This is a genomic window from Streptomyces sulfonofaciens, from assembly GCF_014656295.1.
Classification (GTDB): domain Bacteria; phylum Actinomycetota; class Actinomycetes; order Streptomycetales; family Streptomycetaceae; genus Streptomyces; species Streptomyces sulfonofaciens.
This window is the reverse complement of the sequence record NZ_BNCD01000004.1, coordinates 257,884-277,083: the sequence shown is the minus strand read 5'-3', so window position 1 is coordinate 277,083 and position 19,200 is coordinate 257,884. Positions and strand designations below refer to the sequence as shown.

Annotated in this window: 18 protein-coding genes; 5 read left to right on the top strand and 13 right to left on the bottom strand. The window is 74.1% G+C overall.

Annotated features, from left to right (window positions below; all coding sequences use genetic code 11):
- Nucleotides 1-9: 9 nt before the first annotated feature.
- A complete protein-coding gene (locus tag IE313_RS09310) occupies nucleotides 10-1,446 on the bottom strand; it encodes an aminotransferase-like domain-containing protein (RefSeq protein WP_189930497.1) in 1,437 nt (478 codons plus the stop codon).
- Between IE313_RS09310 and IE313_RS09305 the strand changes: the two genes are divergently transcribed.
- The 4 genes from IE313_RS09305 (at nucleotide 1,445) to IE313_RS09290 (ending at nucleotide 4,518) form a co-directional block, all read left to right on the top strand.
- Nucleotides 1,445-2,455 (top strand): DMT family transporter, encoded by a 1,011-nt coding sequence (locus tag IE313_RS09305; RefSeq protein WP_189930496.1) that lies wholly within the window; start codon nucleotides 1,445-1,447, stop codon nucleotides 2,453-2,455. The genes IE313_RS09310 and IE313_RS09305 overlap by 2 nt on opposite strands.
- 330 nt (nucleotides 2,456-2,785) lie before the next feature.
- Nucleotides 2,786-2,980, top strand: coding sequence for a DUF1918 domain-containing protein (locus IE313_RS09300; RefSeq protein ID WP_189930495.1), 195 nt, complete (start codon nucleotides 2,786-2,788; stop codon nucleotides 2,978-2,980).
- Nucleotides 2,981-3,176: 196 nt separating this feature from the next.
- On the top strand, nucleotides 3,177-4,049 hold the full coding sequence (locus IE313_RS09295; RefSeq protein ID WP_308439156.1) for a 3-hydroxybutyryl-CoA dehydrogenase: 873 nt from the start codon (nucleotides 3,177-3,179) through the stop codon (nucleotides 4,047-4,049).
- Nucleotides 4,050-4,260: 211 nt separating this feature from the next.
- A complete protein-coding gene (locus IE313_RS09290) occupies nucleotides 4,261-4,518 on the top strand; it encodes a hypothetical protein (RefSeq protein WP_189930494.1) in 258 nt (85 codons plus the stop codon).
- 19 nt (nucleotides 4,519-4,537) lie between these two features.
- Here IE313_RS09290 and IE313_RS09285 read toward each other — a convergent pair whose 3' ends face one another.
- From IE313_RS09285 to infC, 9 genes are all read right to left on the bottom strand, one after another.
- Complete coding sequence (locus IE313_RS09285; RefSeq protein WP_189930493.1) at nucleotides 4,538-5,092, bottom strand: NUDIX hydrolase; 555 nt, start codon at nucleotides 5,090-5,092, stop codon at nucleotides 4,538-4,540.
- Nucleotides 5,093-5,144: 52 nt separating this feature from the next.
- On the bottom strand, nucleotides 5,145-6,485 hold the full coding sequence (locus IE313_RS09280; protein ID WP_189930492.1) for an NsdA family TPR-like regulatory protein: 1,341 nt from the start codon (nucleotides 6,483-6,485) through the stop codon (nucleotides 5,145-5,147).
- Nucleotides 6,486-6,786: 301 nt separating this feature from the next.
- On the bottom strand, nucleotides 6,787-9,354 hold the full coding sequence (pheT, locus tag IE313_RS09275) for a phenylalanine--tRNA ligase subunit beta (protein ID WP_189930491.1): 2,568 nt from the start codon (nucleotides 9,352-9,354) through the stop codon (nucleotides 6,787-6,789).
- Complete coding sequence (gene pheS / locus IE313_RS09270) at nucleotides 9,354-10,487, bottom strand: phenylalanine--tRNA ligase subunit alpha (protein WP_189930490.1); 1,134 nt, start codon at nucleotides 10,485-10,487, stop codon at nucleotides 9,354-9,356. Before pheS ends, pheT begins: the two co-directional genes overlap by 1 nt.
- A gap of 188 nt (nucleotides 10,488-10,675) precedes the next feature.
- Nucleotides 10,676-11,803 carry a sensor histidine kinase gene (locus IE313_RS09265; RefSeq protein WP_189930489.1) on the bottom strand — a complete coding sequence of 376 codons (1,128 nt, stop codon included), beginning with the start codon at nucleotides 11,801-11,803 and terminating at the stop codon, nucleotides 10,676-10,678.
- Between the two features lie 54 nt (nucleotides 11,804-11,857).
- Entirely contained in the window at nucleotides 11,858-12,724 is an 867-nt protein-coding gene (locus IE313_RS09260; RefSeq protein WP_189930488.1) for a TrmH family RNA methyltransferase, read from the bottom strand.
- A gap of 208 nt (nucleotides 12,725-12,932) precedes the next feature.
- Nucleotides 12,933-13,316, bottom strand: coding sequence for a 50S ribosomal protein L20 (gene rplT / locus IE313_RS09255; RefSeq protein ID WP_189930487.1), 384 nt, complete (start codon nucleotides 13,314-13,316; stop codon nucleotides 12,933-12,935).
- Nucleotides 13,317-13,420: 104 nt separating this feature from the next.
- On the bottom strand, nucleotides 13,421-13,615 hold the full coding sequence (gene rpmI / locus IE313_RS09250) for a 50S ribosomal protein L35 (protein ID WP_125499424.1): 195 nt from the start codon (nucleotides 13,613-13,615) through the stop codon (nucleotides 13,421-13,423).
- 136 nt (nucleotides 13,616-13,751) lie between these two features.
- Complete coding sequence (infC, locus tag IE313_RS09245; protein WP_189930695.1) at nucleotides 13,752-14,387, bottom strand: translation initiation factor IF-3; 636 nt, start codon at nucleotides 14,385-14,387, stop codon at nucleotides 13,752-13,754.
- A gap of 463 nt (nucleotides 14,388-14,850) precedes the next feature.
- Here infC and IE313_RS09240 point away from each other — a divergent pair, with 463 nt between their 5' ends.
- Nucleotides 14,851-15,243, top strand: coding sequence for a DUF1844 domain-containing protein (locus tag IE313_RS09240; protein WP_189930486.1), 393 nt, complete (start codon nucleotides 14,851-14,853; stop codon nucleotides 15,241-15,243).
- 144 nt (nucleotides 15,244-15,387) lie between these two features.
- Here the strand turns inward: IE313_RS09240 and IE313_RS09235 are convergent, their stop codons facing one another.
- The 3 genes from IE313_RS09235 to IE313_RS09225 all read right to left on the bottom strand — a co-directional run bounded on the left by IE313_RS09235 (nucleotide 15,388) and on the right by IE313_RS09225 (nucleotide 18,348).
- Entirely contained in the window at nucleotides 15,388-16,182 is a 795-nt protein-coding gene (locus IE313_RS09235; RefSeq protein WP_189930485.1) for an SseB family protein, read from the bottom strand.
- A gap of 82 nt (nucleotides 16,183-16,264) precedes the next feature.
- Nucleotides 16,265-17,488 carry a type VII secretion-associated serine protease mycosin gene (gene mycP / locus IE313_RS09230; protein WP_189930484.1) on the bottom strand — a complete coding sequence of 408 codons (1,224 nt, stop codon included), beginning with the start codon at nucleotides 17,486-17,488 and terminating at the stop codon, nucleotides 16,265-16,267.
- The gene (locus IE313_RS09225) at nucleotides 17,485-18,348 is read right to left on the bottom strand and encodes a hypothetical protein (RefSeq protein ID WP_229924493.1); all 864 of its coding nucleotides are present in this window, start codon (nucleotides 18,346-18,348) and stop codon (nucleotides 17,485-17,487) included. The genes mycP and IE313_RS09225 overlap by 4 nt, the downstream gene beginning before the upstream one ends.
- Nucleotides 18,349-19,200: the final 852 nt, after the last annotated feature.

Here is a 19,200-nt window from a genome sequence, read left to right as displayed (position 1 = left end):
CCCTTCCCCTCAGCCCGGCGCCCCGTCCCAGGCCCGGCGCAGCCGCCGCACCCCCTCCGTGATCTCGGCCAGGCCCGCCACTCCCGCGAAGCTCAGCCGCACGTACGAGGCGGGGGGCTCGGCGCAGAAGTAGAGCCGGCCCGGTGCCACCGCCACCCCGGCACGGAGTGCGGCCGCCGCCCACGCCGACTCGTCCGCGCCGTCCGGCAGCCGCAGCCACAGGTGGTAGCCGCCTGCGGGCACGTGCGGCAGGGCCAGTTCGGGCAGCCGCGTCCGCAGCTCGGCGGTCATGGCGTCCCGCCGCGTCCGCAACTGTGCCGCGAGGCCCCGCAGGTGCCGTGCCCAGGCGGGTGCGCCGACGAGTTCGAGCGCCGCCTCCTGGAGCGGGCGCGGCACGAAGAAGTTGTCCACCACCTGGATCGCGCGCAGCCTGTCGAGCACGGGCCCGCGGGCCGCCACCGCGCACACCCGGAAACTGGGCGAGGTGGCCTTGGTGAGCGAGCACACGTGCACCACCACACCGTCCGGGTCCTCACTGGCCAGCGGCCTGGGCAGCGGACCGGCGTCCGAGTGGACCAGCCGCCGCACGAAGTCGTCCTCGACGACGAAGGCACCCGCCTCACGGGCGATCCGCAGCACCTCGGCGCGCCGGCCGGCGGCGAGCACCGCACCCGTGGGGTTCTGGAAGAGCGGCTGGCAGACGAACAGCCGCGCGCCGGTCACCCGGAACGCCTCGGCGAGCAGCGGCGGCCGCACCCCGTCCGTGTCGATCGGGACCGGCACCGGCCGCAGTCCGGCGGCCCGGGCGATGGCGAGCATGCCGGGGTAGGTGGGCGACTCGACCAGCACGGGCGCGCCGGGGGGTGCGAGTGCCCGCAGCACGGTGGTCAGCGCGGACTGCCCGCCGGCGGTGACCAGGATGTCGGCGGCGGTGATCGCGCCGCCGATGTTTCGCGCGAACCACTCCCTGAGTCCGGTCAGACCCTCCACCGGGGGCCTGCCCCAGGCCCCCGGGCGGCGGCCGGCCCTGGCCAGCGCCTCGGCCATGGCCCGCTCGGGGCGCAGCGACTCGTGCAGGTAGCCGTTGGTGAACTCGATGACCGCGGAGGGCGGGGCGGCGAGGGTGGCGAGGACGGCAGAGGCGTCCACGGTGCGCGGTACCGCCTCGGCGGACGCGTCCGCGCTCAGTGCCACCTCCTGCCAGGAGGTGTCGCCCGCGGGCGGCGGCGCCGCCGGGGCCCCCGCGCGGAACGCTCCCGCACCGGGCCTGGTCACCACCAGACCTTCGGCGGCCAGGTGCGCCAGTGCCCGTGAGACGGTGACAGGGCTGACCCGGAAGCGCTCGACAAGGGACCGACTCGACGGGAGCTTTTCTCCCGGTGAGTAGCGGTTGAGCTCGGCGCGCAGGGTTTCGGCCAGTTCTCCCGCGCTGCTACGCTCTTCCATGAGAGCCAACGATAGCGCTACCGAAGAGGCCTCGATAGCGGTGGGCTCCGCAGCCCCACATCTTGGCCGCGGAGTACCCAAGGCGCCCGGTGCCCCTTGCGACGCACCCGGCCCCGCTTCCCCGCCCGCCGCCCTCGCCGCTCGGCACACCGGGGCGCGCGCCGGCACCGTGCTTGCCGTGCTCGGAGTGGTCTCCTTCTCTCTCACCTTCCCCGCAACCGCCTGGGGCCTGGCGGGGTTCGGGCCCTGGTCGCTGGTGGCGGTGCGCACCACGCTCGCCGGTCTGCTCGCGGGCGGTTGCCTGATCGTCCGGCGGGCGGCACCGCCGGGGCGCCGGCAGTGGGCCTCGCTCGCGGTGGTGGCGGGCGGTGTGGTGATCGGCTTCCCGACCCTGTCGACGCTGGCACTGCGCACCTCCAGCACGTCCCATGCGGCGGTGGTCGTCGGTCTCCTGCCGCTCACCACCGCACTGTGCTCCGCGCTGCGCACCGGAGTGCGGCCGTCGCGCACGTTCTGGGGCGCCGCACTGGCGGGAGCGGCCGTGGTGATCGCCTTCACCGTGCAGCAGAGCGGCGGCGCACTGAGCAGGGCGGACCTGTACCTCTTCGGCGCGCTGCTGGTCTGTGCGGCGGGCTACACCGAGGGCGGGCGGCTGGCCCGGGTGATGCCGGGCTGGCAGGTCATCGGCTGGGCACTGGTGCTCTGCCTGCCGTTCTCGGCGGCCGGCGCGTGTCTTGCGCTGGCCCATGAGCCGGTGGCCCTGACGGTGCACAGCGTCGCGGGCGTGCTCTGGGTGGCGGCCGGGTCGCAGTTCCTCGGTCTGGTGGTGTGGTACCGGGGCATGGCCGCGATCGGGATCCCCCGGGCAAGTCAGCTCCAGCTCGCGCAACCGCTGCTCACGCTCGTCTGGTCGGTGCTCCTGCTCGGCGAGCGGCTGACCGTGCTCGCCCCACTGGCCGCCGTCGCCGTGCTGGTGTGCATCGCGGTGACGCAGCGCTCCCGCGGGTGACGGGCATTCGGGCAGACGGGTGAACGGGCAGGCGGACCGGACGGGGCAGAGGGGGCAGAGGCGACGACGGGGACCGGAGCCGCGGGAGGCGACAGGGGCCACCGCCGCGGACAGGGACCGCGGGCGGCGGTGGGCCCGCCCCGCCGAGGGTCCGGTGGCCGCCGCGCTCGACGGCCCGGGGCCGTTTCGCGTGGCGCCCGGATCGCCGCCGACCACGAACCGGTCGTAAAATTGCAGACGCGGACAGACCACGGAACGCTGGCCCCGGACGGGACCCGCACCGGCCATCCCGGGGCGGCCCCCACCGGGCGTGACGAGGAGGTCACTCCGATGCAGGCAACCAAGGGCGACCGGCTGCTGGTGCACGGCAGGGTCGTCGGACAGGTGGACAAGGTCGCACAGATCGTCGAAGTCCTCGGCACCGACGGCAATCCCCCGTACCGCGTGCGCTTCGAGGACGGGCACGAGGCCGTGATGTCACCGGGCCCCGACTCGGTCGTCCGGCACGAGGAGAGCGCGCGGTAGCGCGCGCCCACCGCGCCCGGTCCCCACACCCCCGCCCCACCGCAGATTCACAGATCCGCCCCCTCCGTCCGACCGGGTCGGCACGTCCGACCCGGTCGGCGGACGGTGCGGCCGTGCGGAGTACCGTGCAGCCCGAGGCGGGCCCCGCGGACGTACCGGCGCGGCCGCCGGAGTCGAGGATCACGAAAGGGACGAAGTGACGGACACCCTGACCGACATCGCACGCGTCGGTGTGGTCGGCTGCGGCCAGATGGGAGCGGGCATCGCGGAGGTGTGTGCCCGTGCCGGCCTCCAGGTCATGGTCGCGGAGACCACCGGCGAGGCCCTGGAGATCGGCCGCACCCGGCTGCACAACTCACTCTCCCGGGCGGCCGAGCGCGGCAAGATCAGCGAGGCGGACCGGGAGGCCGCGCAGGAACGGCTGAGCTTCACCACCGACCTCGGCGAGTTCGCCGACCGCGATCTGGTCATCGAGGCCGTCGTGGAGAACGAGCAGGTCAAGACCGAGATCTTCCAGGTGCTCGATCAGGTGGTGACCCGGCGGGACGCCATCCTCGCGTCCAACACCTCCTCGATCCCGCTGGTCAGGCTGGCCGTCGCCACCACCCGCCCGGACCTCGTCATCGGCATCCACTTCTTCAACCCGGCCCCGGTGCAGCAACTGGTCGAGCTGATCCCGGCGCTGACCACCTCCGAGGGCACCATCAGCCGGGCGCTGGCCCTGGTGGAGAAGGCGCTGGGCAAGCATGCGATCCGGGCCCAGGACCGCTCGGGCTTCGTCGTCAACGCCCTGCTCATCCCGTACCTGCTCGCCGCCGTCAGGATGTTCGAGTCGGGCATCGCCAGCCGCGAGGACATCGACGACGGCATGGTGCTGGGCTGCGCCCACCCCATGGGACCGCTGCGGCTCGCGGACCTGATCGGCCTGGACACCGTCGTCTCGGTGGCCACGTCGATGTACGAGGAGTACAAGGAGCCGCTGTACGCCGCTCCCCCGCTGCTGCAACGGATGGTCGACGCCGGCCGGCTCGGGCGCAAGACCGGCTCGGGCTTCTACGTCTACGCCTGAGGTCACCGGCAGCAATCCCGGAACGCATCACTCCGTGTAGCCGTGTTCGTGCCCGGTACCCCTGGGAGTACCGGGCACACTACTTTCACACGCCGTGTGCGCCACTAACACACACCCGACAGCCGCACACTCTTTCGCCGCGCCCACCAGGCCGATTGACTTTCCGTATGTACACAAGGGGATGTGACACCTATGGAAAGGAGCGGACTCCGTGACCCCCGACCCCGAGCATCCCGTGGTCCTGGAGGACCTCGCAGAGTTACGCAGACGGCTGGATGTGGGCCTCACCCGTATGGAAGGCCATATGGCGTTGCTCACCCAGCGCGACGAACAGAGTGCCAAGGAACAGGACGACCTGAACGCGCGGGTGGCCGCTCTCGAGCACACCCGCTGGCCACTGCCCGCCGTCGCGGCGCTGACCGCGGTGGGGACGCTGGTCGTGGCGCTCTGGCAGTTGCTCGGCCCCTAGGCCGCCGCTGATCCGGGGATCAGGAGGGATGCGGTAAGGCGTCCTGCCCCAGCCTGAGATGGTGCAGCAGGAGCAGGGCCGCCGCCATGTTGGCGGCCGGGACCTCACCGCGGGCCACCATGTCGGGGACGAGTTTGAGGGGGACCCACTCGCGGCGGTCCGACTCGAAGTCGTCCACCGGGTGGCCGATGCAGACCGCGGTGTCGGACCAGTAGATGTGGTGCCTGGCGTCGGACAGGCCGTTGGACGGCTCCACGGTCATCAGGTGCCGCAGCGGTCCCGGCCGCCAGCCGGTCTCCTCCTCCAGCTCGCGCGCCGCGGCGCGGGCGACGTCCTCGCCGTCCTCGACCACTCCGGCGGGCAGCTCCCAGCCCCAACTGTCGGTGATGAAACGGTGCCGCCACAGCAGCAGGACCTCGTTGGCCTCGTTGACGACCGTGGCGACCGCGACCGGCCGCAGCCGGATGAGGAAGTGGTCCAGATGCTTCCCGTCGGGCAGCTCCACATCCGCAAGGTTGACGTCGAACCAGCGGTTCGCATAGACGGTTTGTTCGCTTTGTTTTCTCCACTGCACGGTTCTGCCACCTTCCGATCGGGTAGATGGCAATATCGCAGCAGTGGTGTGCTCAGAGGGGGACGCGCAGCGCGCCGTCGATGAGCTCCGCCGCCTCCGAGGTGCCCGCACCACCGCTGCGGACGAGATGCTCGCGTACCGCCCGCAGCCGGTCGCGCAGCCGCTGCGACTCCATGCCGCGCGCCTGTTCCGCCATCTGTACGGCCGTGGCCACCGCCTGGTCGGCGTTGCCCTGGCGCAGTTCGATCTGGCTGAGGATGGCGAGCCTGTGCACCCTGCCGCGGTCGTGCGCCGGACTGCCGACCGCGGCGGCGGCGTGCTCCTGCGCGGCCGCGAGGTCACCGAGGCTCAGCAGTGCCTCCGCCACCTGGACGTTGACCAGGCCCGGCTGGACGTAGCCGGTCTCGTCCGGCTCGTGGCCGCGCCGGATCCGGTCGGCCGCGACCTCCGCGCGGCGGATGCACGACAGCGCGCTGCTGCCGTCGCCGAGGTGCGCGTAGGCCTTGGCCTGCATCGCGTACAGGTCGGAGGCCAGGGCGGGGGTGATGTGCCGGCCCGCGGCGCGCAGCGCGGCCTCCGCGAAGGCGACGGCCTGCCGGTACTCCCGTATGAACAGCGACTGGTTGACCAGCAGCGCGATCACATAGGCACCGAGTCCGCGGTCGCCGCTGGCCTTGGCGAGCCGCAGCGCCTGGTGGAAGTAGCGCTGCGCGAGGCCGTGTGCGTCGGAGTCGTAGGCGCAGATGCCCGCGATGGCGACCAGGCCGCCGGTGGCACGGTGCAGTTGGCGCCCGGTGGGGTCGGTGTAGCTGCCGCGCAGCAGCGGCGCGGCCTCCGCGTTGAGGAAGCCGACGATGCGCAGGCGCGTCGCCACGCCGCCCGCCTTGCGGTACATCTGCTCGTAGTGGGAGCGGGCGGCGCGCAGTACGCCGATGTCGCTCATGCTCACCCGGTGCCGCCCGCCGCGGGACACGTCGACGTCCTCCGGCGGGTTCTCCCACTCCCAGACGGGCATCACCGCGGGCGTGCCGGTGACGGCGGGGGCGCCGAGGAGGTGCGGGCGCTGCTGCTCGTCGGAGCGCCACAGGGCCGTGGCCCGCTCGACGAAGCCGGAGAGCGAGGTGGCGCCGGGCGGCGCGGGCCTGCCGGGCACGCCGAGGCCTATGTCGTCCAGGGTGACGGGCCGGTGCAACCGGGCTGCGAGCACCTCGCAGATCAGATCGGGCACCTGTCCGCGCGGCCGCTGGCCCTTGAGCCAGCGTGCCACCGCGGTGTGTTCGTATCTGAGCGCCAGACCGCGGGCTTTGCCGGCCTGGTTGACGTGGGCCGCCAGGCCCGCGTGCGAGATGCCCGCTTCGTCGAGGATCGCGTCGAGCAGGGTGTTGGGCTGCATCGTACCCTCCGAAGGCGCGCTGCGGACAGGACGGCTGGGGCGAGCGGTCGGTCGGCGGCACACGACTGTCTGCTGCGGCGTCATCCGACGGGCCCGCGGTGCGCGGCGGCCGCTTGCGCAGCCGTACCCCCCGCAGGCTATCGCGCTGCCCGCGCAGGAGAGCTTTCCCTTCACACGGGGTGTGAACCGGATACCGCGCTCCGGCCGCCGCACACGGTACGCGGGCGGGCCCCGGAGCTGAACGGGTGAGGGGCGGATCCGCCGGAGCGGATCCGCCCCTCACAAGGGGTGCGCGCTCGGCTCACGCCCCGCGCAGCACCGCCCCGACGCGCTCGGCGGCCAACGCGACGGCCGCGTCCCGGGCGGCGCTCGCCTCCTCGACGGTCAGGGTGCGGTCCGCGGCGCGGAACCGCAGGGCGTACGCGAGGGACTTGCGGCCCGCGCCGATCTGCTCACCGGTGAACACGTCGAACAGTCGCAGGGACTCAAGCAGTTCACCCGCACCCTCGCGCAGCGCGGCCTCGACGTCCGCGGCCGGCACCGCGGAGTCGACGACGAGGGCGACATCCTGGGTGGCGACCGGGAAGGTGGAGATCGACGGTGCCTGCACCACACCCCGGCCGGCCTCCTGGAGCCGGTCGAGGTCCAGCTCCATCGCGCAGGTGCGGGCCGGCAGTCCGAGCGCCTTGACGACGCCGGGGTGCAGCTCGCCGGCGTGCCCGATGACCTGCACGCCGCCGTCGCCGCCGGCCGGCCGCACGGCGAGCTCGGCGCACCGGCCCGGGTGCCAGGGGCCGTAGCGGCCCGCCCGCACGATCAGCTCCGCGCCGATCTCCCGGGCGATGATCCGGGCCGCCTCTACGGCGTCGGCCCATTCCGCGGGCCGGTCCGTGCCCCACCAGCCGGCCCGTTCACGTGCGCCGGCGAGGACGACGGCGGCGTGCCGGGGCTGGACGGGCAGCGCCTCGGTCAGGGTGACGATCTCCTCGTCACTGGGCCGCCGGTCGACGGGGAGCCGCGCGGCGACCCGGAGGTGCTCACGGGGCTGGAAGACCAGACCGGTCTCGAAGAGCGCCAGGTCGTGGCTGCCGCGGCCGTCGTTGCGGCGCAGCGCGCCCAGCAGTCCGGGCAGCAGCGTCGTGCGCAGCGCCGGCTCCTCGTCGGAGAGCGGGTTGACGAGGGTGACGACACGGCGGGCCGGGTCGTCCTCTTCGAGGTTGAGCTGGTCGAAGACCGACTCGCTGACGAACGGGTAGTTCGGCGCCTCCACGTACCCTGCGCCGGCCAGCGCCCGGCCGACCCGGCGGTGCATCCGCTGCCGGTCGGTCAGTCCGCGGCCGGCGGGGGGCCTGGGCAGGGTGGAGGGGAGGTTCTCGTAGCCCTCCAGTCGGATGACCTCCTCGGCGAGGTCGTTCGGGTCGGTCAGGTCGGGGCGCCAGGACGGCACCGTGACGACCAGCTCGTCCTGCCCGATGACGTCGCAGCCGATCTCCTGGAGGCGGCGGACGACCGTCTCACGGCCGTAGGCGAGGCCCGCGACCCGGTCGGGGTGGTCGGCCGGGATGGTGATGGTGCCCGGTGCCCGGGGCGCGACGACCTCGGTGACGCCGGGGTCCGCGGTGCCGCCCGCGAGCAGCACCAGCAGGTCGACGGTGCGCTGGGCGGCGGCGGAGGCGGCCCCCGGGTCGACACCTCGCTCGAAGCGCCGGGACGCCTCGGAGGAGAGCTTGTGCCGGCGGGCGGTGCGGGCGATGGAGACCGGCGCGAAGTGCGCGGCCTCGATGACGACGTCCGTGCTGCCCGCGATCTCCCCGGTCTCGGGGTCGGCGGTGGCGTCCGCGATCTCGGTGTGCGCGCCGCCCATGACGCCGGCGAGCCCGATGGGGCCCCGGTCGTCGGTGATCACCAGGTCCTCGGGGTCGAGCACCCTCTCGACGTCGTCGAGCGTGGTGAGCTTCTCGCCGGGCCGCGCGCGCCGCACGCCGATGGGGCCCTCGACACGGTGCCTGTCGTAGGCGTGCAGGGGCTGGCCGAGTTCCAGCATGACGTAGTTGGTGACGTCCACGGCGAGGGAGATCGCGCGCATGCCGGCCTTCTGCAGGCGGCGCTGGAGCCAGATCGGGGAGCGCGCCTCCGGGTTCAGGCCGGTGACGGTGCGGGCGGTGAAGCGGTCGCAGCCGTCCAGGTCGGCGACCTGGACGGGGTAGCCGGCGGTGTTCGCCGCGGGGACGTCGAGCAGGGCCGGGTCGCGCAGCGCCACGCCGTAGGCGATGGCGGCCTCGCGGGCCACGCCGCGCAGCGAGAGGCAGTAGCCGCGGTCGGGCGTGACGGCGATGTCGAGGACCTCGTCGACCAGTTCGAGCAGTTCGATGGCATCGGTGCCCACCTCGTGCTCCGGCGGCAGGACGAGGATGCCGTGCGCGCCGTCGTCGCCGATGCCCAGCTCGTTGCTGGAGCAGATCATGCCGCGGGACATCCGGCCGTACGTCTTGCGCTCGGCGATCTCGAACCCGCCGGGCAGTACGGCCCCGGGCAGGGAGACGACGACCTTGTCGCCGACGGAGAAGTTGGTGGCACCGCAGACGATCTCCTGCGGCTCGCCCGTGCCTGCCCCGGAGCCGAATGCCTGGGCGGTGCCCCCGGCGGCGCCGACGTCGACGGTGCAGTACCGGATCGGCTTCTTGAAGCCCGTCAGCTCCTCGATGGTCAGTACCTTGCCGACCACCAGCGGGCCCTTGATGTCGGCGCCGAGGTGCTCGACGGTCTCCACCTCTAGACCGGCCGAGACCAGCTTGGCCTGCACGTCGCGGCCGGTCTCGGTGGCCGGCAGGTCGACGTACTCCCGCAGCCAGGAAAGCGGGACCCGCATCAGATCTCCATCCCGAACGGCCGGGTGAACCGGACGTCACCCTCGACCATGTCTCGCATGTCCTCGATGTTGTGGCGGAACATCAGCATCCGCTCGATGCCGAACCCGAAGGCGAATCCGCTGTACCTCCCGGGGTCGACACCGCAGGCGACCAGCACCCGCGGGTTGACCATGCCGCAGCCGCCGAGCTCGATCCAGCCCTCGCTGGCGCACGTCCGGCAGGGCCGGTCCGGGTTGCCGACGGACGCGCCCTTGCAGACGTAGCAGAGCATGTCCATCTCGGCGGACGGCTCGGTGAAGGGGAAGTAGTTGGGCCGCAGCCTGGTCTTCATGCCGGCGCCGAAGAGCGACTGCACCATGTGGTCCAGCGTGCCCTTCAGATCGGCCATGGTCAGGCCCTCGTCGACCGCGAGCAGCTCGATCTGGTGGAAGACCGGGGTGTGCGTGGCGTCCAGCTCGTCCGTGCGGTAGACGCGGCCCGGGCAGACGACGTAGACGGGCAGCTCACGGCCGAGCAGGGCGCGGGCCTGCACCGGGGAGGTGTGGGTGCGCAGCACCACACCGGACGCCGACTCGTCGTCGCCCGCGCCCTGCGGACCGCGGACGAAGAAGGTGTCCTGCATCTGCCGGGCCGGGTGGTCGGGGGTGAAGTTGAGCGCGTCGAAGTTGAACCACTCGGCCTCCGCCTCGGGGCCCTCGGCGATCTCGTACCCCATGGCGACGAAGACGTCGGCGACCCGCTCCATGAACGTGGTCAGCGGGTGGCGCGCCCCCGAGGGGGTGCGGTCGTAGGGCAGCGTGACGTCCACGGCCTCCTCGACCAGCACCCGGGCGTCCCGCTCGGCCTCCAGCTCGCCCTGCCGGGCGGCCAGGGCGCGGCCCACGGCGGCTCGGGCCTGGCCGACGCGCTTGCCGGCGTCGGCCTTGGCCTGCGGGGGCAGGGCGCCGATCTCGCGGTTGGCGAGCGCCAGCGGGGAGCTGCCGCCGGTGTGGGCGGTCTTGGCCTCCTGGAGCTGCTGGAGGTCGGCGGCGGCCGCGAAGGCGGCGAGCGCCTCGTCCCGCATGCGCTCGATCTCTTCCGGTTTCAGTGCCTCGACCTCGACAGGGTCGTACGACTTATTGGGTGCCGACATATCTTCCCGTGCTTCCGGTTGGCTGGCTGATGGTCCCCGGTGTCCCCGGCGCCGTCCCTGCGTCCCGCAGGGCGTCCCGTCGGTGCGGGGCCGTGCCGGCCCGGTGTGGGTGACGGGGGACGCAAAGGTGCCAGTGGCCGAGTCTAACGGGGTGGCCGTGGGCGGCGGCGCCCGCGGGCGCTCCGGGCTCAGAAGGCCGGGGCGCTCACGGGCAGGGTGAATCGGAACTGCGCGCCGCCGCCGGGGGCCCGGCCGACGGTGATAACCCCACCGTGCGCCTCGACGATGCCCTTGACGATGTAGAGGCCCAGGCCGGTGCCGCCGCGCTTGCTGCCCCGCCAGAAGCGGGTGAAGACGCGCTTCATGGACTCCTCCGGGATGCCGGGGCCTTCGTCGCTGACGGTGACCGTGGTGCCACCGCCCCGCTCGCGGGACGCGTCGGCGGGCTCGACGTCGATGGTGACGGTTCCCTCGCCGTGCCGCACGGCATTTTCCAGCAGGTTGCTCAGCACCTGGTCGATCTTGTCCGGATCGGCCCACAGGGCGGGCAGCGGGTGGCGGATCCGCACCAGGAAGCGGTCGGCGGGCCGGCCGGCGGCGACGTGCGCCTGGATGTGCCGGCCGACGGCGGCGCCGATGTCGACGGGCTGGCGGCGTACCTCAAGACGGCCGGAGTCGATGCGGGAGATGTCCAGCAGCTCGGCGATCAGCCGGGTGACGCGGTTGGCGTCGGCGTCCACGGTCTCCAGCATCAGCCGCTTCTGGTCGTCGGTGAACCTCTCCCACTTCGCGAGCAGTGTGGCGGTGAAGCCCTTCACCGAGGTCAGCGGGGAGCGCAGTTCGTGGGCGACGGTGGCGATCAGCTCGGCGTGGCTGCGTTCCGTACGGCGGCGGGCCTCCGTGTCGCGCAGCGAGACGATCACACGCTGTACGGGGCCCTTGGGCCTCGCCCGCACGTAGCGGGCGGCGACGAGCACCTCGCGGCCACCGGGCAGCAGGAGGTTGCGCTCGGGCTGGCCGACCCGGATGGCGAGGCCGCCGTAGGGGTCGGTCAACTGCCACCAGCGACGGCCTTCCAGGTCCTCCAGGGGCAGCGCGCGCTCCAGGGGGGCGCCGAGCGCGTCGGTGGCGCGGACCGCGGTGATCCTGGCGGCGGCGGCGTTGAAGCAGACCACCGAACCGCTCTCGTCGGCGATCACCAGCCCGTCGGGCAGCTCGTCCGGGTCGAGGACGAGCTGGTTGGTGCCTGCGTACCCGGGCAGCGGCGGTCGTGCCGCCCCGAGTGCCTGGCGTGGCCTGCTGGTGCCGACACCCATCCCCGTATCCCATCTCCCTAGTCGGCGCGGTGGGCCCCTGAGCCCGCCACCCTACTAGTCCCCGGTGACGCTGCGGCACCCTCCCGGCGCACGCTGTGCACGCGCGGAGGCGTAGAGGCAGACGGCGGCGGCCGTGGCGAGGTTGAGGCTCTCGGCCTTGCCGTGGATGGGAACGCGCACCACCGCGTCGGCCAGCGCCCTGGTCTCCTCGGGAAGTCCCCAGGCCTCGTTCCCGAACACCCAGGCGGTGGGTGAGCCCATGGTGCCGCGGTCGAGTTCGGTGTCGAGGTCGTGGCGTCCGCCGCCGTCCGCGGCGAGTACGCGTACGCCCGCCTCCCTGAGCCCGCGCACGGCCTGCTCGACGGGGACTCCGACGGCGAAGGGCAGGTGGAAGACGGAGCCGACGGACGCCCGTACCGCCTTGGGGTTGTAGACGTCGACCGAGGCGTCGGTGAGGACGACCGCGTCGGCGCCCGCGGCGTCGGCGCAGCGCAGGACGGTACCGGCGTTGCCCGGGTCGCGGACGTGGGCGAGGACGGCGACGAGCCGGGGGCGGGCTGCGAGGACGGTCTCCAGGGGGGAGTCGAGGAACCGGCAGACGCCGACGAGCCCCTGGGGGGTGACGGTGGTGGAGATGTCGGCGATCACCGCCTCGTCGGCGAGGTGCACCCGGGCGCCCCCGGCGCGGGCCTCGGCGACGACGTCGGCGTACCGTTCGGCCGCCTCGACGGTCGCGAAGAGCTCGACGAGCACGGGAGCGTCCTCGCCGGTCGGGTCCCGGTGGGTGGCGGCCTCGCGAACGGCCTGCGGCCCCTCTGCGAGGAACCGCCGCTCCTTGCTCCGGGCGCTGCGCTTCTCCAGCCGCCTTGCCGCGGCCACCCGCGCGGAACGAGGGGAGATCAGCCGGGACGCGGCGGGCATGGGCCACCTTCGGTGCGAGGACGAACACAGCGAACAACAGCGAACAACAGCGAACAGCAAGGCACGACAGCGAACGACGAACCACGAACGGTGATGGGCCGTGCCGAGGAGGACGGGCGGGGCTCGTGGGGCCGGTCCCATACAAGCGGACCCGTAGGCCAGAAGCCCACGGGTCCGGGATGCGTCGGCTAGCGCCGAGGCGGGGTGGTCACGCCGCCTTGGGGGCGTTCACATCGCTCGGCAGCGCCTTCTGCGCGGCCTCGACGAGTGCGGCGAACGCCGGGGCGTCGTTGACGGCGAGATCGGCGAGGATCTTGCGGTCCACCTCGATGTTCGCGGCCTTCAGCCCCTGGATGAAGCGGTTGTACGTCATGCCGTTGGCGCGGGCCGCGGCGTTGATCCGCTGGATCCAGAGCTGCCGGAAGTCGCCCTTGCGCTTCTTGCGGTCGTTGTAGTTGTAGACGAGGGAGTGGGTGACCTGCTCCTTCGCCTTGCGGTAGAGGCGAGAGCGCTGGCCGCGGTAGCCGCTGGCCTGCTCAAGGATCGCCCGGCGCTTCTTGTGGGCGTTGACTGCCCGCTTGACGCGTGCCACTTGTTAACTCCTTGTAGCGGGGCCGGTTGCTGTCCTTCACTCACCGGCCCGGAATCGGCTGGGTCCCGGTCCTGATGCCGCGCGGCCCCTCGGGGGCCGCGGCGTCACTTGCCGAGAAGCTTCTTGATCTTCTTGGCGTCGGCCGGGGCCATCTCGGCGTTGCCGGTCAGGCGCCGAGTCAGACGGGACGACTTGTGCTCAAGCAGGTGGCGCTTGCCGGCGCGCTCGCGGAGCACCTTGCCGGAGCCGGTGACCTTGAAGCGCTTGCTGGCACCGCTGTGCGTCTTGTTCTTCGGCATGGCGCCGTACTCTCCTCGTCGTGTGGCGCTCCGATGCCCGGTCCACCGGGCCGGGCATACGAGAGCGTCGGATCTGTCGGTTGTCGTCCCAGGAGTCGCCCCACCGCGTTCAAGGGCGTGGGAGACATACGGGGGGTCAGGCCTCGGCGGGGGCCTCGGCAGGGGCCTCGTCGGCGGAGTTCTGCGAGCGGCCCGGGTGGGCCTTCGCGTCTGCCTTACGGGCCGCCTGGGCCTCGCGGGCCTCGGCCATCGCCTCGGTCTTCTTCTTGTGCGGACCGAGAACCATGATCATGTTCCGGCCGTCCTGCTTCGGATTCGACTCGACGAAGCCGAGTTCCTGGACGTCCTCCGCGAGCCGCTGCAGCAGCCGGTAGCCGAGCTCCGGCCGGGACTGCTCGCGTCCACGGAACATGATCGTGATCTTGACCTTGTCGCCCTGCTTGAGGAACCGGACGACGTGACCCTTCTTGGTGTCGTAGTCGTGCGGGTCGATCTTCGGCCGGAGCTTCATCTCCTTGATGACCGTGTGCGCCTGGTTCTTGCGCGCCTCACGGGCCTTCATGGCCGACTCGTACTTGAACTTCCCGTAGTCCATGAGCTTGCAGACGGGCGGACGGGCGTTCGCCGCGACCTCGACCAGGTCGAGGTCGTACTCCTGCGCAAGCTCCAGGGCCTTGGCAAGCGGAACGATCCCGACCTGCTCGCCACTGGGACCGACAAGTCGCACCTCGGGAACGCGAATCCGGTCGTTGATGCGGGGCTCGGCGCTGATGGATCCTCCTCGGTAGCACCACGCGGCTTATCTGGCGGACAGCCGCGCAAACGTATGTGTGTCTTTATGACCTAACCGCGCCGAGCCATGAAAAATGCCCCGGACGATCGCATGCAGGGCTCCTGTCACTACCGGAGCACCGCCGCTGACCGCGGGGCGCGTCGGGCGGGCGTCGGGGACGCTGCCGCCTGACCGGTGACCCGCCGTCCAACGGACGGCCAGGTGGGAGATCGGAGCCTCCACTTGCGGGCCGGACACCTGGATCTACAGGCTCTGCAGGATGTGTCCAGCCGGTCGTCACACAAGGTTAGCACCTTCGGGCCCGTCCGGCTAACCGCGGGACCGGGGTTCCTTCACGGACCGGGCCACGCGGCGCCCGCCGGGGCACCCGGGGCCCCGCACCGCCACGGGGCCGGTCTCGGTGGTGACTGCGGGCAACCGGCGGGGCCTATGGTGTGGGGCCATGACTGACGCCACCCCTCCCCCGCAGGCCGCGGACGCACCCGACGGCGCCCCGGGAGCCCCCGACTTCGACACGATCACCCGCGACATCGCGGACGTACCCGCCGTGGAGGTGATCACCACGGTGGCGGTGCACCTGATGAGTGCCGCGGCGGTCGCCCTGGGACTCGCCGAGGGCGGCGAGCACCACAAGGACCTGGACGAGGCGCGCAAGCTGATCCACGCGCTGGCGGGCCTGGTCGACGCGGGCGGCCCCGAGATCAGCCCCTTCCACGCGGCTCCGCTGCGCGACGGCCTCAGGTCGCTCCAACTGGCGTTCCGCGAGGCGTCGGCCGCGCCGGACGAACCGGGGCAGGGCCCCGGGGAGAAGTACACGGGTCCGGTCTTCGGCTGAGCGGGGCCCTCGGGCCGCGCGCCGCCCGGCCGGGCCGGAGCCGAACCGGGGCGCGCGCCCGCCGGCCGCGGGCGGGACCGGGCCTGGCCGTGGCGGCGCGGGCCCGGCGCCTGCGCCGTTCCGGCCCGGGTGCGGCGGGCGCCGCTACCCCCGCACCCGCTCGTACAGCGGTTCTCCCGGCGGCCTGGCTCCGATCGGCAGGACCGCGAGGTCCAGGCCGTGCACCAGGCGGGCCCTGAGCGTCTCGTCGGCGGCCAGCCGCCGGGCGAGGGAGCCGAGTGCGCCCTGCGCGGCCGGTCCCTCGGCGGCTTCGAGCACGAGGACGAGGGTGCCGTCGGCACTGCCCGGGCCGAGGTGGGCCGTGGCGACCGCGGGCTCTGCGGCGACGGCGGTGCGCACGGCCGCGCGCACGGCGGGGTCGCGCAGCGGGTCCGCGGCGCTGCGGCCCTCCGCGAGGGCCCGCAGGGCGGGCCCGGCGAGCTGGTAGGTGACGGGTCCCGCCAGGTCGAGCAGGAGGGTGTCGGCCCGCTCGTGCACCGCGGCCTGCAGCGCCTGGCCGAGCCGTACGGCCACGGGGCGGGCGGCGGGATCCCAGCGGGCCAGCGCGGCGGTGGAGGTGAACGCGGGCAGTGCCGTACGGCCGCCGGCCTTCAGGGTGGGCACGGCCATGTCGCTGGTCTTCTCGCGGCGCAGTCCCGCGCCGCGTCCCGCCGGCTGATCCGCCCCGCTGCTGCCGGCGTCCCCCTCCTCGCCGGGCTGTTCGAGTTCGCCGAGCACGGCGACGACGGGGACGAGCAGCCGGGCGGTCCTGAGGGCGTCGAGCACCGGCTCCTCGGCGGTGCGGTCCTCGGCCCACGCGGCCAGCGCGGCGGCGAGGGCCGGGTCGGCCGAGCCGTCGTCGTCGGAGAAACCGGCGTCGGGGATGTTCTTCTTCGGCACGCCCCGACCCTATCCGGAGGCGCGGGCGGCACACGGGCCGGGGAGCGCCCCGCTGCGGCCCCGGGCGGTGCCGGGGAGCGGGTCAGGCGCGGTTGCGGCCGCGCCACAGCAGCACGGCCGCGACCAGCAGCAGCACACCGAGGCCCCCGGCGACCGGGGCCGCCCAGTCGAGTGCGCCGCCCTGGGCGGAGGGGTCGGGGCCCGGGCCGAAGTACTCCCCGCCGTAGGACGCCGCCCGCAGCCCGTCCGGCCCCAGCCTGCCGCCCTCGCGGATGGCCGCGGCCGGGTCGACGAGACCGTAGCCTCGCGAGTCGTCCCGGCCGCCGGCCGGCGACTGGCCGGCGGTGTCCTCCAGCAGCTTCTTGATCTGCGCCGGCGACAGGCCCGGGTGGGCGGCGCGCACCAGGGCGACGGCGCCGGAGACGAAGGCCGACGCGGCGCTGGTCCCCCAGCCCTTGTAGTAGTGGTGGTCGGGGTCGATGAGGACGACGTCGACGCCGGGGGCGCTGACCGTGGCGTACCAGCGGCGGGTGGAGAACCCGGCCCGGATGTCGTAGCGGTCCACGGCGGTGGCGGCGATCACCCCCGGGTAGGCGGCCGGGTAGGAGATGTGGTCGCCCTTCTCGCCGCCGTTGCCCGCGGAGGCGACGACGACGGCGCCCTTGTCCAGCGCGTACTGGACCGCGGCGTCCTCGGCGGCCTCCGGGTGGGCGGAGGCGGAGTCGTCGCCCAGCGAGAGGTTGATGACGTCGGCGCCGTGGTCCGCGGCCCAGCGGATGCCCTCGGCGAGGGCGCCGCCGCGGGTGTTGCGGGCCTTCTTGCGGGAGGGGTCGCCGTCCTCCAGGATCACCCGGACCGGGAGGATCTTCGCCTCGGGTGCGACGCCCACGACGCCGTCCGCGTCGTCGGGGCCGTGCCCGTGGCCCGCGATGATGCCGGCCATGGCGGTGCCGTGCCGGGCCCAGCTCCGGTCGCCGCGCCCGGCGCCGAATCCGATCATGTCCTTGCCCGCCAGCACGTTGCCGGCGAGGTCGGGGTGCTGGGCGTCGACACCGGTGTCCAGGACGGCGACCGTGACGCCCTTGCCCTTGGTGGTCGCCCATGCCTGGTCGACGTGCAGCACGTCGAGGCCCCACTCCTGGGCGCGGATGTCGTCGGCGTGCGTCGCGGTGGCGGGCAGCAGGACGAGCGAGGCGGCCAGCAGGACCGTCGCGGCGGCGCGCAGACGGCCGGTGCGCGGGTGCCGGGTGCGCAGGTGCCCGGTGCGGCGGTGTCCCGTGCGCGGGGCGGCGGGCCGGCGGGTCATGGGCGCTCCGTGTCGGTGCTGACGGATTTCCGCAGGCCGCGCTCGATCCGGTCGGCGAGGCCCTTCGCCTCGTGGCCGAGCCCCGCCTGCGCGGGGGCCGTGGTGGCGGAGGGCTGCATGGCGTCGGCGGCGGGCTGCGGGTCCTGCACGGGGCGGCCGTCGGCGAAGCCGGAGACGGCGTAGACGACCACGGGGGCCTCGGTGAGCACGGACACGGTCCACGAGGCACGCTGCGCATCGCCGAACCCGGCGGCGGCGGTGCCCTTCGCCGCGTACGGGCGCGGCATCAGGTCCGTGCGCCGGTCGAGGCCGTCGCTGGTGAAACGGTGCCGCAGGGCGCGCATCGCGGCGGCGTCGGCCTTGGTGAAGAGCAGTCCGACGGTGGTGACGTGGCTGCGGGTGGCGTCGGTGTACGTGGCGCGCAGCAGGCGCAGGCAGCCGACCGGGGCGAGCGCCTTGTACAGCAGCGGGTCGAAGGCGTGTGCGCAGCCGGAGTCGGGGGCGACGGCGGCCCTGGTCCAGGTGCGGTCGGCGCCGCCGGGCCCCGCGCCGTCGCCCTGCACGACCGGCGGGAAGAGCCGGTCCACCGGGGTGTCGTGCCACAGGTCGGCCGCGGCCGCGAAGGACTGTGCGGGGCCCGCGGCGGCGGAGCTGTCGCCGGTCAGCCAACTGCCGGTGACGGCGCCGCCGATCAGGCCGAGCCCGAGCACCACGCAGGCGGCCGCGGCCACCGCGCGCGGCGGCATCCGCAGCCCGTGGACGCGTATCGGCCGCAGGCGCGTGGTGCTGTCGTCGAAGGTCTCGGGCCGGGCGAAGAACACGAACGGCCGTCCCGCACCGGGCCCGGGTGTCAGGTCCACGGCCCCCACGGCCCGGCGCGCGGCCGCGGCACCGCGCGCCGCTTCGGCGGCCGCGTCCCGCGCCCTGCTCTCCGCCTCCCCCGCACCCGGCCCCTGCCGGGGCACCGCTCGGGCGCCGGTGGACCGGACGGTGGCGGTGGCGGGCGGGGCGGCGGGTTTCGGCGGGGCACCGGGCGGGACCGCGGTCGCGGCACCTCCCGTGCCGGCCGCCGGCCGGTCGCTTCCGCCGGCACGCGCGGGACCCGCGGGACCCGCGGGACCGGTGTGCACGGAGGCCGTGCGTACCGGGTCCGCGGGTGCCGGGTCCGCGGGTGCCGGGTCCGTACGCGGCGGGCCCGGACGCCGGACGTCGGGCGGCCCGGACTCCGGACGTCGGACGCCCGTGGTCCGTCCGCCGCCCGCGGTCGGTGCGGCGGAGGCGGGCCGGACCGGCCCTGCCGTGCGCGGCGGCGTCGCGGGCCGGGGCGGCAGGCCGGTGGCGGAGGGCGTCCCGGGCCGGGCGGGACCGGCCTGGCTGGGCAGGGCGCCGGGTCCGGCGGGCAGGTCGTGACGGGGCGGGGCGGCGGGTCCGGCGGGCGCGTTCGGAACGGAGGAGGCACCGGGCCGAGGGGGCGCGTCCCGCCGGGGCGGGGCGCCGGCCCGCGCGGGGCCCTCCGGGCCGGGCGAGGTCCCGGGCCGCGGGGGCTGCCCGGTCCGTGGCGGGGATTCGGGCCGCGGCGGCACCGCCGGGGGCCGGGGGCCGGGCGCGGCGCCCGCCGCCGTCGCCGACGTGTGCGGGGCGCCACCGGGCGGCTCGGACGTTCCGGCCGCACGCGTGACCGCAGGGGCGGGAACGGGGGCTGGGACCGCGGG